This is a genomic window from Enterococcus italicus (assembly GCF_023743875.1).
Classification (GTDB): Bacteria; Bacillota; Bacilli; order Lactobacillales; family Enterococcaceae; genus Enterococcus_G; species Enterococcus_G italicus.
Genome location: NZ_JAMRVB010000001.1, coordinates 1,702,903 through 1,719,114 on the forward strand (window position 1 = coordinate 1,702,903; position 16,212 = coordinate 1,719,114).

At 41.1% G+C, this 16,212-nt stretch carries 20 protein-coding genes; 18 read left to right on the plus strand and 2 right to left on the minus strand.

What is annotated here, in order from left to right; genetic code table 11:
- Positions 1-41: 41 nt before the first annotated feature.
- The 3 genes from NE257_RS08360 to NE257_RS08370 are packed head-to-tail and all read left to right on the plus strand — an operon-like array spanning position 42 to position 2,103.
- Entirely contained in the window at positions 42-761 is a 720-nt protein-coding gene (locus NE257_RS08360) for an NAD-dependent protein deacylase (protein WP_251852045.1), read from the plus strand.
- Positions 758-1,591 (plus strand): chorismate mutase, encoded by an 834-nt coding sequence (locus NE257_RS08365; RefSeq protein WP_007207551.1) that lies wholly within the window; start codon positions 758-760, stop codon positions 1,589-1,591. The genes NE257_RS08360 and NE257_RS08365 overlap by 4 nt, the downstream gene beginning before the upstream one ends.
- A complete protein-coding gene (locus tag NE257_RS08370) occupies positions 1,591-2,103 on the plus strand; it encodes a transcription repressor NadR (protein ID WP_007207550.1) in 513 nt (170 codons plus the stop codon). The genes NE257_RS08365 and NE257_RS08370 overlap by 1 nt, the downstream gene beginning before the upstream one ends.
- Before the next feature lie 88 nt (positions 2,104-2,191).
- On the opposite strand, the gene NE257_RS08375 is transcribed toward NE257_RS08370, so the two are convergent.
- Both NE257_RS08375 and def read right to left on the minus strand, forming a co-directional pair.
- A complete protein-coding gene (locus tag NE257_RS08375) occupies positions 2,192-3,154 on the minus strand; it encodes a dipeptidase (protein ID WP_251886198.1) in 963 nt (320 codons plus the stop codon).
- Positions 3,155-3,234: 80 nt separating this feature from the next.
- On the minus strand, positions 3,235-3,795 hold the full coding sequence (def, locus tag NE257_RS08380) for a peptide deformylase (protein ID WP_040366149.1): 561 nt from the start codon (positions 3,793-3,795) through the stop codon (positions 3,235-3,237).
- 130 nt (positions 3,796-3,925) lie between these two features.
- Between def and NE257_RS08385 the strand changes: the two genes are divergently transcribed.
- The 15 genes from NE257_RS08385 to NE257_RS08455 all read left to right on the plus strand — a co-directional run bounded on the left by NE257_RS08385 (position 3,926) and on the right by NE257_RS08455 (position 16,143).
- A complete protein-coding gene (locus NE257_RS08385) occupies positions 3,926-4,657 on the plus strand; it encodes an ABC transporter ATP-binding protein (protein ID WP_276532315.1) in 732 nt (243 codons plus the stop codon).
- Entirely contained in the window at positions 4,657-5,865 is a 1,209-nt protein-coding gene (locus tag NE257_RS08390; protein WP_251886199.1) for an ABC transporter permease, read from the plus strand. Before NE257_RS08385 ends, NE257_RS08390 begins: the two co-directional genes overlap by 1 nt.
- 76 nt (positions 5,866-5,941) lie before the next feature.
- Positions 5,942-6,721: a phosphotransferase family protein gene (locus tag NE257_RS08395; protein ID WP_007207545.1), complete on the plus strand. Its 780-nt coding sequence runs from the start codon at positions 5,942-5,944 to the stop codon at positions 6,719-6,721.
- Positions 6,722-6,779: 58 nt separating this feature from the next.
- Positions 6,780-7,427, plus strand: coding sequence for a tRNA (guanosine(46)-N7)-methyltransferase TrmB (gene trmB, locus NE257_RS08400; protein ID WP_007207544.1), 648 nt, complete (start codon positions 6,780-6,782; stop codon positions 7,425-7,427).
- Between the two features lie 68 nt (positions 7,428-7,495).
- Positions 7,496-8,362 (plus strand): competence type IV pilus ATPase ComGA, encoded by an 867-nt coding sequence (gene comGA, locus NE257_RS08405; protein WP_052607501.1) that lies wholly within the window; start codon positions 7,496-7,498, stop codon positions 8,360-8,362.
- A complete protein-coding gene (gene comGB, locus NE257_RS08410) occupies positions 8,359-9,384 on the plus strand; it encodes a competence type IV pilus assembly protein ComGB (RefSeq protein ID WP_007207542.1) in 1,026 nt (341 codons plus the stop codon). The genes comGA and comGB overlap by 4 nt, the downstream gene beginning before the upstream one ends.
- Positions 9,381-9,602 carry a prepilin-type N-terminal cleavage/methylation domain-containing protein gene (locus tag NE257_RS08415; RefSeq protein WP_007207541.1) on the plus strand — a complete coding sequence of 74 codons (222 nt, stop codon included), beginning with the start codon at positions 9,381-9,383 and terminating at the stop codon, positions 9,600-9,602. Before comGB ends, NE257_RS08415 begins: the two co-directional genes overlap by 4 nt.
- Complete coding sequence (locus NE257_RS08420) at positions 9,592-10,032, plus strand: type II secretion system protein (RefSeq protein WP_007207540.1); 441 nt, start codon at positions 9,592-9,594, stop codon at positions 10,030-10,032. Before NE257_RS08415 ends, NE257_RS08420 begins: the two co-directional genes overlap by 11 nt.
- The gene (locus NE257_RS08425; RefSeq protein WP_007207539.1) at positions 10,013-10,300 is read left to right on the plus strand and encodes a hypothetical protein; all 288 of its coding nucleotides are present in this window, start codon (positions 10,013-10,015) and stop codon (positions 10,298-10,300) included. Before NE257_RS08420 ends, NE257_RS08425 begins: the two co-directional genes overlap by 20 nt.
- Positions 10,260-10,751 (plus strand): competence type IV pilus minor pilin ComGF, encoded by a 492-nt coding sequence (locus NE257_RS08430; protein WP_143139673.1) that lies wholly within the window; start codon positions 10,260-10,262, stop codon positions 10,749-10,751. Before NE257_RS08425 ends, NE257_RS08430 begins: the two co-directional genes overlap by 41 nt.
- A 31-nt stretch (positions 10,752-10,782) precedes the next feature.
- On the plus strand, positions 10,783-11,145 hold the full coding sequence (locus NE257_RS08435) for a hypothetical protein (protein WP_007207537.1): 363 nt from the start codon (positions 10,783-10,785) through the stop codon (positions 11,143-11,145).
- 225 nt (positions 11,146-11,370) lie between these two features.
- On the plus strand, positions 11,371-12,381 hold the full coding sequence (locus NE257_RS08440) for a class I SAM-dependent methyltransferase (protein WP_251886200.1): 1,011 nt from the start codon (positions 11,371-11,373) through the stop codon (positions 12,379-12,381).
- A 38-nt stretch (positions 12,382-12,419) separates the two neighbouring features.
- Positions 12,420-13,613, plus strand: a complete 1,194-nt coding sequence (locus NE257_RS08445; protein ID WP_251886201.1) for an acetate/propionate family kinase — start codon at positions 12,420-12,422, stop codon at positions 13,611-13,613.
- A gap of 180 nt (positions 13,614-13,793) precedes the next feature.
- Complete coding sequence (locus NE257_RS08450; protein WP_007207533.1) at positions 13,794-14,564, plus strand: ABC transporter ATP-binding protein; 771 nt, start codon at positions 13,794-13,796, stop codon at positions 14,562-14,564.
- On the plus strand, positions 14,557-16,143 hold the full coding sequence (locus NE257_RS08455) for an ABC transporter (RefSeq protein WP_251886202.1): 1,587 nt from the start codon (positions 14,557-14,559) through the stop codon (positions 16,141-16,143). The genes NE257_RS08450 and NE257_RS08455 overlap by 8 nt, the downstream gene beginning before the upstream one ends.
- Positions 16,144-16,212 lie beyond the last annotated feature (69 nt).

Genomic DNA, 16,212 nt, shown 5'->3' on the forward strand with positions numbered 1-16,212 from the left:
AATCGACGATCAGCACGTATAATAGCCATGAGGTGAGTAAAATGACAAAAGAAACAGCAATGATTGAACAACTTTTACAAGCTAAGTCGATTACGTTTTTGACAGGTGCAGGTGTGTCGACACCTTCAGGAATCCCTGATTACCGCTCGTTGCATGGTATCTACCAAGGACTTGATCAACCAGAGTATTTGCTAAGTGCGACCTGTTTAAAGCGAGAGCCGGAGAAGTTTTATTCTTTTATCAAGCAACTGTACCATCCGGATGCACTGCCAAATGTCATTCATCAAACCATCCATGAATTGGAAAAAACGCACAATGTGTGGGTCGTTTCACAAAATATTGATGGGCTTCATGATCGAGCAGGTTCGACCCAAGTCGTGAATTTTCATGGTTCATTGTATCATGTGTATTGTCAATCGTGTGGTAAAGAAGTACCTTATGCGGACTATCTTGCATCTGATCATCATCTGTGTGGTGGTAGACTAAGACCAGCAATTGTTTTGTATGAAGAAGGCTTCACACCGCAAACCATCAAGGAAGCTGTCCGTGCGGTAGAAGCAGCCGATATTGTGGTGATTGTCGGAACAACTTTTCAAGTGCATCCATTTTGTGATTTAATAGAATATAAACAAAAAAATGCCCAAGTGTTTGTTGTCAATCAAACACCAATTCATTTAAGAGGACAAAAGGAACAGCTGATTGGCAATGCGGTTGATTTTTTTCAAGCATTATATCAGAAATTAAAGGAGGCCCAACCGTGAAAAGTGAAAAAGAAAAGATGATTGCTGGCGAATTGTATTTTTCAGCCGATCCAGAATTAGAAGCTGATCGAGCATTTGCTAGAGAACAAATGGCGGTAATTAATCAAGAAACCAACAATGATATACGAGAGCAATTATTAAAGGAAACATTTGGCCATGTCGAAAATCATATTTACATGGAACCAAATGTTCGGTTTGACTATGGCTACAATATTTCAGTCGGGAAAAATTTTTATGCGAACTTTGATGTGACGTTATTGGATGTTTGCCCGATTACGTTTGGGGACAATTGCATGGTCGCACCTAATGTTCAGCTCTATACTGCTAGCCATCCACTTCAGCCGGCTAAACGCAATAGTGGGTTAGAGAATGGACAACCGATTACCATCGGGGACAATGTTTGGCTAGGTGGCGGTGCTATTATTTTGCCTGGTGTGACATTAGGTGATAATGTCGTGGTCGGTGCCGGGAGCGTCGTGACGAAGTCGTTTCCTGCCAATGTCGTTATAGCAGGCAATCCTGCTACAATCATCCAAGAGTTGGCAAGTGATGACGCACAACCCTTGAGCGCAAAAAGAAAACAAATCGATGCTATTGATCAAAAATTGGTCCATTTATTGGAAGAACGCATGATGGTGGTGACGGCTATCTCAGAGGAAAAACGTCAGCAAAAAATTGCCGTCTTAGACAGCAATCGAGAAAATGAGGTGTTACAGGCTGTTCGCCGTGAAGTGAAACAGTCGGACTTTGAAGAAGCCATTGTCGATACCTTCCGTGATGTCATGAAGCATTCACGGACGTTCCAGTCACAGCAAATGGAGGACAAGTGATGGATGGAGAAACGCGACGTCAAGACATCATGGAGCAATTACGTATGTCTGACCAGCCGCTTAGTGCGAGTCGCTTGGCTCAAAACTATGCGGTAAGTCGGCAAATTATTGTCGGGGATATTGCGTTATTACGAGCGAGTGGGGAAGCGATATTGGCAACTGCGCGTGGGTATCTACTTGAAAAAGAGGAGCAAGGTGTGGTCGCAAAAATCGCTGTCTGTCACCGTCCAGAACAAGTCGAAGAAGAGTTAACGACGATTGTTTCTCTTGATGGTGAAGTAGTCGATGTGATTGTCGATCATCTGCTTTATGGCGAATTACGAGGTAGCTTAGGTATTCGCACGCAAGAAGATATTGCGACATTTTTAAAAGCCTACGCGGCTAGTGAAGAAAAGCTGCTCTCCAATCTTACCAATGGCGTTCACCTCCATACGGTGCGCTGTGAATCGATGGAGCAAGTCGGCAAAATTAAGCAAGCTTTACGTAAGAAAAACCTATTATTTGAAGAATGAAACATTTTGTTGCTCCATGAATCACATGAAAAGACCAGAACATCCGGTTGGGTGTTCTGGTCTTTTGGCTTGTAGTGAAAGGCGTTTCTTATAGTAGGTCTTTATACAATCGGGCGACATTTTGATAGCCTATTGCATCGATTTCGCGAGCGGTAAAGCCATTTTTTTGCAGGGCATCTACCAGTAGTTCGAGGGCTAAAATATCTGGTAAGTCCTCACTCGGACGAATACCGTCAAAGTCAGACCCAAGACCAATGCAGCCCAAGCCACCGATATTTTTTAAGTGATCCGCATGTTTGGCTAATTGGACTGGTAGCGAAAGCGAGGAGTCAAAGGTAATGAAATCGGCAAAGTAATTCAGACCGATAACGCCACCACGCTCGGCAATCGCTCGGATAAGTTCATCGGATAAGTTGCGACTGTGCGGGCATAGGGATCGGCAGTTCGAGTGGCTGGCGACAAAAGGCACAGGTGTCGTCGCCAAGACATCCCAGACAAGCTGATCAGAGCCGTGCGAGACATCAATGATCATGCCTAATTCAGCCATGCGTGTCACGATGTCTCTACCAGCAGCCTTTAAGCCTTTTTGCGCAAGATTGGTCAATATTTGTGTAGCCGGATCGACATAGTTGGCATTGGGAAAGCCAAGTTCATTTTCCATATTCCAAGTCAATGTCAGCATGCGGACACCATCTTGGTAACATTGCTCCAGACGATCGATGCGACCGGCAAGCGGTGCACCTTCTTCCATCGTGAGCATCGCGCTCAACAAGTGCTCGTTTTGATTGCTAATATAGTCGTCGTAAGTCAGTACTGGCCGAATCAAGTCTTGATTGGCAGCTAGTTCAGCTTGATAAATGGCAAGCATTTCTTGGTAACGAACATACGGATCAGCAACCGTCCCAAGCTCAATAAAAATTGCAAAGTTTTGTAGGTCAATCAGGCTTTTTTTCATGCGCTGTAAATCAATCTGGAACGTATTTTCGTTTAACTTTGCACCTGGGTGCTCATAAAGCTTTAGTAAGGTATCACAATGCATATCAATAAACATCAACTCATCCCCTTCATAAGAAAAAACCTTGCAAAAGGCATCTACATGCTTTTTGCAAGGAAAATGAGCGCCTCATTTTTTTATTCGAGTACTAACACGCCTTCTTTGATTGCAAAAGGATTGTCTGCGTTAATGCGATCATAAAATAAGACACCATTCAAATGATCGATTTCATGTTGCACCACGATCGAAGGGTAGTTTTTTAGCCGAATCTTGTGAGCCGCACCCGTCTCATCCTGATAAGCAATCGTCACACGTGCATGGCGCACGACGTATCCTGGTACATCACGATCGACTGACAGACAGCCTTCGCCATCACCCAGACATGCATCCTGTACAGAATGACTCACAATTTTTGGATTGTATAAGACACCAGCAAATTCTGGTTCGCCATCCTCTTGTTCACTTGGTACAAGTACGGCAATCATGCGTTTTGAGACGTTGACTTGTGGGGCAGCTAAGCCGACACCACCGCGTAAATGCAACTCTTCTGCTTTGATTGGATCTTGACTATTTACCAAAAATTCGAACATGTCCTTTCCTAATTGTTGTTCTTGCTCTGTCAGTGGGAAGGTTACTTCTTTTGCTATTTCTCGGAGAGTAGGATGTCCTTCACGAATAATTGTATCCATTGTTATCATAAAAAATCCGCTCCTTTCTTGAATTTCCATTTTATAGTTTACCACAAATGACAGGAATTTGCCGCACGTAGAATTATTGGTTCGATAGCTGGTCCATGGTATAATAATGAGCAAAGTGGAGGATGGATACATGACATTAACAGTAAAGCAAGTAACAGGTGGCTACGGCCAAGTGCCTGTCTTAAAAGATATCTCCTTTGACGTGAACAATGGGGAACTAGTCGGCCTCATCGGGCTAAATGGAGCGGGCAAGAGTACGACGATCAAAGAAATTATTGGTCTGTTACAGCCCATTAAAGGCACTATTTCCGTCGATGGCTTACGATTGAGTGAAGATGCCCAAGCGTACCGCAAAAAAATCGGCTTCATTCCAGAAACACCGGTCTTGTATGAAGAATTGACGTTACGTGAGCACATCGAAGTCACAGCGATGGCCTACGATATTCCGAAAGAAGTGGCCTTTCAGCGCGCAGAAAAATTATTGACGACCTTTCGTTTGGAGAAGCGTTTGGAATGGTTTCCGGCTAATTTTTCCAAAGGGATGAAGCAAAAGGTTATGATTTTGTGTGCCTTTTTAGTAGAGCCGAGTTTGTATATTATTGATGAGCCGTTTTTGGGATTGGATCCATTAGCGATTCATGCGCTATTAGAATTGATGAATGAAATGAAGCAGACTGGCGCTGGTATTTTGATGTCGACGCACGTCTTAGCCACAGCTGAACGCTACTGTGATCGTTTTATTTTGTTACACAATGGCCAAATTCGCGCACAAGGCTCGTTAGTCCAGTTGCAGCAAGCTTTTGACATGCCCCATGCTTCTTTGGATGACCTATATCTGACTCTGACAAAGGAGGAAGCGTAATGCGCGTTTTTTTTCAGCAAAGAATGCACGCCCATCAAAAAAACATACAGCGCTATTTAAAATACATTTTTAACGATCATTTTGCGTTATTAATGACGTTTTTACTAGGTGCTGCGGGCCTATCGTATTCAAATTGGCTTAAATCATTGGATAGCTCATTTGTATATGGGAAATGGCTGCTCATCGTGCTATGGGCTTTTGCTGTGACAGTGGGTCGCTTTGCTTCCTTGACGCAACTGGCCGACCAAGTATTCTTATTGCCAAAAGAAACACAAATGCGTCCGTATTTGACTAGCGCGAGACGCTATTCGTCTGTGCTGCCACTTGGTATAGGAATTTTGATTATCGGGGCAGGGATGCCCTTGTATGTCGTCCTTACGAAGCAGCCGTTCACCATGTTCTTTATCTTTTTTCTGCAATTTCTCTTTTTAAAAAGCAGTCATTTGTACTTGCAACAGCTGAAATTTTTTCAAGAGACGAAGCAACTGCAACAAGGGATGACCGCTTTCTTTTGGCTGATTAATGGTATATCGTGGCTTTTGGCGCTATTTTGGACACCTTTTGTGGGCTTGGCAGTGGCTGGTGTGGGCTGGTTGGTGATGGTCCAGCTGACGTGGCGAAAGCTGCATACGCCGCTGGACTGGGAGATGCTGATTGCGATGGAGCAAAAGCGTTTGTACCGAATGTATCGCTTCATTAATCTATTCACGGATGTTCCGCAGATTACAGCAACAGTGAAAAGACGAAAGTATGCCGACTTGTTGTTGCGCTGGATTCCAGCGCAACAACAAGAGACCTACACATACTTATATATGCGTCGCTTACTGAGAGGCTCTGAGTATAGTGGGTTAGTCGTGCGTCTTTTGCTTTTAGGTGTAATCGCCTTATGGTTTGTTCAAGTTTGGTGGGGGGCACTGGTCGTCGGAGTGGTTGGGTTATATTTAATTGGCTTTCAATTATTACCTTTGGCGCAACAATATCAGTATCAACCATTGACGCAGCTTTATCCAATCAAGCGTGACGTTCAGCTGAAGTCTTTTCAAAAAGTTGTCGGCTTAGTTTTATTATTTGTGACGCTTGTATTTGCCGTCGTGGGGAGCATGAAGCAAGTGTCAATGCTGCATACATTCTTTTTTTGGATCGGACTACTTTCATTTGACGGCCTTTTTTGTTATGCTTATTTGCCGATGCGTCTAAAGGGACTGTAGAATCGCATAATGTGCTTGACGATACTATCATAGGCGACTAGAATAATAAGTACTGTGAATTAAGGGGAGAAACTCGATGGATATGCGTTTTGATAGCGACTGGTATCTGCAACCAATCAAAGGAGATACTGGCAAAGCATATATTGGGAAAAAAGCGGATGATAAAGTGTTTATCAAACGGAATACAACACCGATGTTGGCAGCCTTGGCTAAAGAGGGCATCACTCCCAAGCTGATCTGGACCAAGCGGACAGGCAATGGTGACACATTATCTGCGCAAGAATGGCTAGAGGGAAGAATCTTGACCTCTGAAGAAATAGGCAAGCGCAATGATGTGATTGATGTGTTGTACCATTTGCATCATTCGAAGTCTTTGCAAGAAATACTCGCAAAAGTAGGCGGTAAAACGGTGACACCGCAAAAACTATTGACCGGTTATTTTACAGATTTACCAACAGAACTTGGCAACAATGAGTTTTTGATGTTGGTTCATCAATATATGGAAAAAAATCTTCCCACCTTTAAAGCAAATGAAAAGACAGTCGTGCATGGCGATGTGAATTATCGCAATTGGTTGGTCTGCCAGAATTATTTGTATTTGGTGGATTGGGATTCGATTATGTTTGCCGATGCGGCCTATGATATTGGCACGGTCTTGGGTCATTATTTACCTGTCTCAAGTTGGAGTCAGTGGCTGATGAGCTATGGTGTGCAGCCGGATGTGGGCATGTTAGAGAAGACGTATTGGTATGCGTTACTGAGTGTATTACAGGAAGCGAAAAAGCAATACCGTCGTGGAGCAATCAAAGAAGCAAATGAAGAAATACTTCAATTAAAAAGAATATATAGTGGCTAAATCAGGTGGCGTCCTCATTGCAGGAGACCACCTCATTTGTTGAAAAGGAGCGAAAAACATGCGCGTTCGTAAACGCAAAGGAGCAGAAGAGCTACTCGCGGAAAACCCGCAAATCGTAGTAGCAAACCCCGAGGAATTAAAAGGAAAGTGGCAGCAACGCTTTGCAAAAAAGCAACCCATTCACATCGAAATCGGAATGGGCAAAGGACAATTTATTACTGGTATGGCTAAAGCTCATCCAGATATCAATTATATTGGAATTGATATGCAAGTCAGTGTCGTATCTTTTGCACTTGATAAAGTACTTGCGGATACTCTACCAAATGTGCAACTACTGCACGTGGACGGCTCAGCCTTAACGAACTATTTTGCTGATGGGGAAGTCGATCAGATTTATTTGAACTTTTCTGATCCATGGCCAAAGACCCGTCACGAAAAACGTCGCTTAACGTCAAAAGATTTCTTAGCTGTCGATGAACAAATCCTATGTAATGAAGGGGAAATTCATTTTAAAACCGATAACCGAGGCTTGTTTGAATACTCTTTAGCAAGCTTTTCGCAATATGGGATGATTATAAAGCAAGTGTGGTTAGATTTACACGCCTCAGCAGAAGCTACGAATAATGTGATGACGGAATACGAAGAAAAATTTTCCGCCAAAGGACAGCCCATCTATCGTGTAGAAGCAGTCTTCCCTAAAAAATAAAGATGAAATGAAAACAGTCCGTTGAGGGCTGTTTTTTTTTGCGTATGTATTAGTGGAGGGAGAAAATGATGGATATTCTAGAACAGTCAAACGAATTGATTCAGTATGGTGTCGATCATCAGCTGCAAGACTTATATCTCTATGTAGATGCGCAAAAAGGAGTGGCCAAATTTCGCAAAAATGAGCAAACCTTCGTCTATCAATCGTACGCGAGTCAAGAAGCGCGGCAACTGATATCGCGCTTTAAATTTTTGGGTGAGATGGATATCGGTGAGACCCGTAAAGCACAACTTGGTGCAATTACGTACCAATTGAATGAGCGGTCAGTTCGCTTGCGATTATCAACCGTTGGCGATTATCGCGGCTTTGAGTCTTTAGTTATCCGCTTTTTAGTGAATACTGACCATGAATTTACTTATGAACAAGTCGCCACCTATGATGAACTGGTCTATGATGTAGCCAATCAAAACGGCCTCTTTCTTTTTAGTGGAGCTACTGGTTCGGGCAAAACGACGTTGATGTACCATTTAGCCAAAAAGTTGGGCGGACAAGTGATTACCATCGAAGACCCAGTAGAAATTGAAGAACCAACATTTTTACAGCTACAAACCAATGACACGATAGGCCAAACATACGATCAACTGATTAAGCTTTCATTGCGTCATCGGCCGGATTTACTATTGATTGGAGAAATTAGGGACTCCTTGACGGCGCATGCGGCAACTCGTGCGGCCTTGACCGGTCACCAAGTGTTTGCGACCGTTCATGCGAAAGGTCAAGAAGAAACAGTCGCTCGCTTGCTCGAATTAGGGTGTAGCCAATGGGAGATTGACAATTGTCTGAAGGGCATCATCTATCAGCGCTTGCAGTCAGTCGATGACAAAACGACACCCATCATTTCTTATAAACCATATGAAAGTGAGCGTAACAGATGAAAAAGCGGCCATCAAAACGAAAGCAGCAAAAAGAGGTCACGCGTTTTTTAACGATGTTACTGTTGCTTTTAAAAAATGGGTTTCGACTTCAAGAGAGCATCGAAATTATGCAGCGAAGCAAGCAGCTGTCGACTGCGATGTTGGAGAAATTTCAAGCTGTTTTGACACAAGGAGAAGGATTGTCGCAGTGCTTTCAAGCGATTGGCTGTACCAATAAGGAGGTGAGTCAGCTGTATTTTGCAACAGTCCATGGCAATCTCACGCTCACCTTGACGACGATTGTCGATCAGCGCAAGCGGCTAGCCAAGCAAAAGCAAGAGCTGCTAAAAGCTAGCGCCTATCCACTCGCATTGATAGGTATGGTTATTTTCTTGCTCGTGGGGATGAATGTCTTCTTTCTACCGCAATTACTTATGACGGATATGATTTCCGCTGATCATTGGGGCGTGAGGTTTATTCGCTATGCCCCGCTTGGCTTTTTCGTGCTCGCTTGTATCGTTCTTGGAATGTACGTCATTGTAAAGCAACATCTGACAAAAGTTTCAGCTTTAAAAACGGCAGCCATTTATCGCAAAATCCCCTTTATTGGTCCGTTGTATTCTATGTATCAGACAAGCTATTTTGCACTGGAGTGGGGGCAACTGTATACGCAAGGACTAGAAAGTAAACAATTGCTTAGCTGCATGCAAGCACTGCCGACCCATACAATCATGTATGAAATGGCGCAATCCATGCAGACACAATTTTTATCTGGTCAGTCTTTTTCTGAGATGATTCGAGCGTATGATTTTTTGATGCCAGAAGTAGCGGTCATTATTTACCAAGGGGAGAAGACGGGTAGATTAGGAGAGGAGTTGTTGGTGTATAGTCAGATTGTTTTGACTCAGTTTAGTGAGCGGAGTGAACGCTTGCTAAAGTGGGTGCAGCCGGTGTTATTTTGTTTTATTGCGCTCTTAGTGATTAGCATGTATGCAGCGATGTTGTTACCGATGTATCAAAATATAGGAGGCGATTTATTTTGAAAAAACTAAGAAAGAAATATAAAGGATTTACCTTAATCGAAGTACTAGTGGTCCTGTTTATTATTGGGGCGATGGCTATCATTTTGATACCTAATATGATGAAACAAGCTGAAAAAGCACAAGATACGAAAGATATAATCAAAACAACCATTACTAGCGCAAACAATGAACTAAACACTCTTGAATCAGAAATGAAGAAAAACAATAATGGAAATTAGCCGCCAACGAAAAGGATTCACGTTAATCGAAACATGTATAGTGCTGGGGCTATTTTTAAGTATGTCGTATATCAGTCTGATTGAGCTTAATACGACTAGAGAATCGCTAATAGCCAATCAGTTTTTTCAAAATTTTGAACGGGAAGTCAAGTTACAACAGCAAGAGTCATTGATCAAAAATAAAAAACTTGGGTTTAGATACATCAATGGTTTTATTTTATTCAGAGAAGGAAACGCACAGCACAGGCTTTTTTTACCGGCAAATATTTCAGTGAAAGGTGGGAACTATGTCGAATTTACGTTTAATCAAAATGGGCATAGCAAAGAAACATTCAATCTTCCTTTTCAAATAACTGTCGGTGACCTGACTAAAAAGGTAACGTACAAATTTAAATTTGGGAGTGGCAATTTTGAAAAAGAATTTTCCTAAAGGGATGATGGCCTTTGAAGGATTCCTTAGCTTGTTTTTATTATTCGTATGCTTGGTGCCCTTGTTAGCGATTTGTACGAAGTGGTTAGAATTAAGTAGATCTGAACAAGCGAAAATTGAGCTGCACAAAGTATTGTATGAATCCGTCTTGACACAAAGCAAGCCATCGAGATATACAATCAATTTATCAAAGGAACAAGCCAGCATACACGTAGGAAGTGAGCAAATTGAAATTTATCAGACAGATGAGCGGATTCACATTGATTGAAGCAATCGTCAGCTTATTTTTAATGCTAATCATCTTGGCTATTGGCAATCAGGTCTTTGGCTACATGCAAGCCGTCCAACCTCATCTCTATCAGAGCCAGGAACAAGAGTGGTCCTTTTTTACGATTTATCTAGAGGAAAAGCTACGCAATTGTCGCAACGTCACGGTCACGCCACAAGGAATAGCCATGGAGTTACTAGAGATTGATGCAGTAGATAGTAAGAAGCGAAGCTGGGTACCCTTAGAAGTCAAGAAAGGGAAAAATGATCGTATTATTTTTTCTAAGGATAAGGGCACACTTATCCAGTTAACTAGGGTGAAGCGCGTCAACTACTCAATCGATCAGGAAGTGTTAACGGTGAACGCAGTGTTTTTAGATGGAGAGGTGAAGACCAGTCGCATTAAATTATCGCAAATCAAAGCGGGGAAGTCTATTAGTAGTAGCAATTAGTTTATTGTTTTTCTTTTTGACGGTTGTCTATATGGCCCAAGCTAGTGCGAGTTATGCCCAAAAATCTGGTGAATTAATTACCTACAACTACAGACTAAGAATCATGGAAGAATTATTTTTACAAAAATATGAAGCACGATTATTAGAAGCACCGCCAGGGACGAGTGGCACGATTACTTACAATATTGGCCAAATCAACTTTCAGACTACGACGCTGGATCTAACGTATACAATTAGTGCCGAGGGGTCTACTAGAGAAAGAACGATCGCTCGAGCCGAAGAAGTCAATCTGACCACAGAAACTTCAGAGTCGACCACGCAAAGCTCAGAATCGACAGTCCAAGAAACAATGGAGCAAATGACCTCGGACACAACAGTTAGCAAGGAAGAATAATACAGATAACGAAAAGAACGTCTTTTGCTGAAAGGATGTTCTTTTTTTGCTTTTTTGTATACTTCTTCACAGTATCTTGCGGTGAATGCTATTTTTTTTGGTTCCTTTAACGAAGTATCTGCATTCAATGAAAAGCTTTACAGGAAGGCAGTTGATTATTTAGAATAAATCATTTAGAATTATACAGGTAAATGTAGTGTTATAGTATTTGAAATGAGGGGTCAAATGACAGGAAACAAAATTGAAGAGATGTTCTCTTTACATTTAACCGCGATTCAATTGTTGCAAAACGCATTATCGTCATCATTTATTGATGCCTATGTTGAGCACATGGAGAATGTTGTAGATAATTACCAAGTGCGCGTGGTTGATGGCGTACCGGATGAAGCGTCTGTTAAGCGATTACAAGAGGTGTACAAGCAGTTGGCAACACCGTTGACGCCAGAAGAAAAACGAAAAGTGTCACAGCTTGTGTTACTAAAAGGAACGCAAACGGAACCGTTGCAACCAAATCATCAGCTAACACCTGATGGCATCGGCTTTTTGTTTATTTATTTGATGGAGCAGCTCTATCCCAAAAAAGCTGAATCACTAGCCATGCTTGATGTGTCCGTGGGTATGGGGAATCTCTTGTTGACCATTATGACCAACTTAAAGTTAGCTGGTTACCAATCTGTCAAAGGGGTCGGAGTTGATAATGACGAAACACTGCTAGAAGTCGCCTCAGCTACGAGTTCATGGATTGGTGAAAATGTAGCGCTGTTTCATCAGGATGGCTTGCAGCCAATGTTGCTTGAGCCGGTGGATGTGGCGGTAGCGGACTTACCGATTGGCTATTACCCAGACGATGAACGGGCAACTGAATTTTTGATGCACGTCGAACAAGGTCACAGTTATGCTCATCATTTATTGATGGAGCAAAGTATGCGCTACGTCAAAGAGTCTGGTTATGGTTTGTTTTTATTGCCAAGCAATTTTTTAGAAACAGAGCAAAGCGCAGAACTAAAAAAATGGTTCCAAGAATGCGTTTTTTTGCAGGGCATTATCGCATTACCGGATGAATTATTTAAAACTGAGGCATCACGTAAAAGTATTGTGATTGTTCAAAATCGCAGTGAACAAACGACCCAAGCCAAAGAAGTGCTATTAGCAAAATTAACTAGTCTCACCAAACCCCAAAGTATCCAATCTTTCTTTAAACAGTTTGAAAAATGGATAAAGGAAAATAAAAAATAAACCGTTACGAACTTACTAAACAGAAATGAGGAAATTACATGTCAAAAACAATTGCAATTAATGCCGGAAGTTCAAGTTTAAAATGGCAATTATATGAAATGCCAGCAGAAACAGTCATCGCTAAAGGATTGGTAGAAAGAATCGGCTTGAACGACTCAATCTTTACTGTTAAATATGGCGAAGGACAAAAATATGAAGTGGTTACAGATATCCCAGACCACGAAATCGCAGTAAAAATGTTACTTGATCAATTAATCGAGTTAAATATTTTGGCTTCATATGATGAAATTACTGGTGTTGGTCACCGTGTCGTGCATGGTGGAGAATACTTTGATAAATCAGTTATTATTGATGATGATGTCATTGCTAAAATTGAAGAAGTAGCAGTCTTTGCACCACTACACAATCCAGCACATTTAATGGGCATTCGTGCATTCAAACACTTATTACCAAATATTATTAGCGTTGCGGTCTTTGATACAGCGTTCCATGCAAGCATGCCGCGTGAAGCGTACCTTTACAGCCTGCCTTTAGCCTACTATAACGACTACAAAGTTCGTAAATATGGCGCACACGGAACAAGTCATCGCTATGTTTCACAACGTGCTGCCGATATGTTAGAACAACCAATCGAAGACTTGAAAATTATTACTTGTCATTTAGGTAATGGTGGATCAATCACAGCTGTTAAAGAAGGAAAATCTGTGGATACTTCAATGGGATTCACACCATTAGCTGGCATTACAATGGGGACGCGTTCAGGTGATATCGATGCGGCTGTCTTACCTTACTTGATGAAAAAATTAGACATCGATATTGATGAAATGTTAAATATTTTAAATAAAAAATCAGGCCTACTTGGTTTAACAAATGGGCTATCAAGTGATATGCGTGATTTACAAGATAACAAAGACAAAGAAGATGTAAAAGTTGCGCTAGATATTTTCTACGATCGTATCCGTAAATATATCGGAAGCTACGTTGCAGCTATGGATGGGGCAGATGCAATCGTCTTTACAGCCGGTATCGGTGAAAATTCAGCAGTTGTCCGCTCTGAAATCGTTAAAGGTCTTTCATGGTTTGGCGTTGAGCTTGATGAAACTGAAAATGCAAAATTTGGTGAACACATCATTTCTACGAAAGACTCAAAAATTAAAGTCTTGTTGATTCCGACAGACGAAGAATTAATGATTGCAAGAGACGTCGAAGCGTTACGTCCATCATTCAAATAAACATAAGCTAGGGCAGAATCAGCTCTAAGCAAAAAGACCAGAATATCTAGAAGTTGTTTCATAAGCTTTTGGATGTTCTGTTTTTTCTTACCTTACAGTATCGTCACATGCTTGATGAAGGCTGTTTTTTTCAAGAAAGTACGATAGACTTAATTTAGAAGAAGAAAAGGGAGGAAGACAATGATTGAGATTCAGCAGCTAAGCAAGCAATATGGCTCAAAGATGGCATTAAAAGAGTTGAATTTAGTGATACCAGAGGGGAAAATTTTTGGATTCTTAGGTCACAATGGGGCGGGAAAATCGACAACAATCAAGAGTATGGTGAGTATCATCGAACCAACTTCAGGCAATATTGTCGTTGACGGACAAGTTTTGACTAGTAATCGTGAAGCAATCAAAAAACGGATTGGCTACGTAGCAGATTCGCCAGATTTATTTTTGCAGTTAACAGCGGGTGAGTATTGGGATTTAATCGCTGAGGCTTACGAAATTGATAAGAATGAGCGCAGTGTGCGCTTAAATGAGTTGATGACCATATTTGATATGACTTCTCATCAAGAAGAAACCATCGCCAGCTTTTCGCATGGAATGCGTCAAAAAACAATGATTATCGGTGCGCTCTATTCGGATCCAGATATTTGGATTTTAGATGAACCGTTGCAAGGATTAGATCCGCAGGCGGCATTTGATCTAAAAGAAATGATGAAAAAACATGCGGAAAAAGGGAAAACAGTCATCTTTTCGACACACGTCTTAGACAGTGCCCAACAGCTTTGCGATGAATTGGCCATCCTAAAGAATGGTGAACTACTTTATAATGGAACGGTGTCAGACTTATTGCTGACAGCACCAAGCCAATCACTAGAGTCAATCTATTTAGCAATGACTGGTAAGAAGGAAAGTGAACCAATGATGGATGCGTTGGAGGATGGAGGGAATGCGCATGATTAGTTCGCAGTTAAAAGCGTTAATAAACATCAATCTTTTGTTTATTAACCCACAAGTGACTGATCGCGCGCGGAAAAAAGGCAAGCAAGGAAAGAAGTTAACAAAGTATATTTTGTTTCAATACTTGATGTCTATGATTATTTTCCTTGCTATCTATGGCTTTTCGATGGTAACTATTGATTTTTCAAAAAATACAGGTTACTTCACTTTTTATATGGGGTTATTTAGTGTCCTAGCTCTTTCTCAAGGTATCTCGACGGTATACAATGTCTTTTTTGAAAGCCAAGATTTAGCGGGTTATTTACCATTGCCTTTTCGTCAGCGAGAAATTTTTATGGCGAAGATGTTTGTCGTGGCACTCTCGATTATTCCGTTTGTTTTGCCATTGTTTTTAATGTATTGTTTAACCGGCTGGCGCTCTGGGGTAAATAGTGTCGTCGTTTTAGTGTTTAGTCTTGTTTTGTTCGTTTTATTTTTAATTTTTTCATTTGAATTGTGTAGCTTTATTGTTTTTGGTCTGACTAAGACGGCTTTGTTTAAGAAGCATAAAAAAGTTATGACGAGTTTACTATTGATTTTGTCGACAGTTATTGCCGTGGCAGGAATTTTTTTCATGAGCTATCAGTCGTCATCTACATCATTTGAAGCGCAAGCCGATCGTCCGGCGATTGCTTTGTTCATGCCATTTTACTGGATGATGCACGCGCCATTTCAGCTAAACGGATTGCTCTCATGGGCAGGTTTCATTACGCTTAATCTGCTAGGTCTATGGTTAATCAAACGAACAATTTTACCCAAGTTGTATGAGCAATTATTGGATGCTTCACCAAATATTTCGCATGAAAAACGCAAGCGTAAAGTGAACCAATCATACAATCAAATGCTGATTAATTATAATTTTCAACTGATTAAAGATCCTAATCTTTTGATGCAAGTGGTGACCAATTCATTATTAATGCCATTAATTTTTATCATTAGTTTTGGCATATCTGGTGGAGTGAGTGCGGCTAGCTTGGATAATACCTTCGCGATTGTCTTTTTGATTATTGGTATGTTTTTGGCTTATCTCATCACAACACCAGCATCATTTATTGCGATGATTATTTCGTTAGATAAAGCTAACTTTCAGTATATTCGTGCGTTGCCTATCAATCAAAAAAGCTATCTAAAAGTAAAGTTCTGGCTCGGATTTAGTATCCAGCTTTTGATGTTTCTCATTGCCTCTTTGGTTGCGACGTTTTTATTTCATATACCAATGTTATTAATTATGAGTATGCTTGTCGGGGGTGTAGTAGCTAGTTATATTTTTAGTGAATATTATTTTTGGCGTGATTTTCGATTGATGGACCTATCGTGGACAAATGTAAACCAATTAGTAACACGTGGGCTAGGAAATACAGGAATTATTTTAAAAATGTTTGGTGGGCTAATCGTGGGAGGCCTCTTGATTGGTGTGACCATCTTTGGCGTCTTAGTAGTCTCAGCTTTATGGACTTCTATCGGAATGGGCATCGTAATCATTGGCCTAGTGATTGCGACTTATGTATTTTACCGCCAACGCTACTGGGAAATTGTCGAGTAAGTAATTATTGTGAGAAAATTCAGATAAATCACTATACATTTGATACGTTTCATGATTAAATAGATGCAA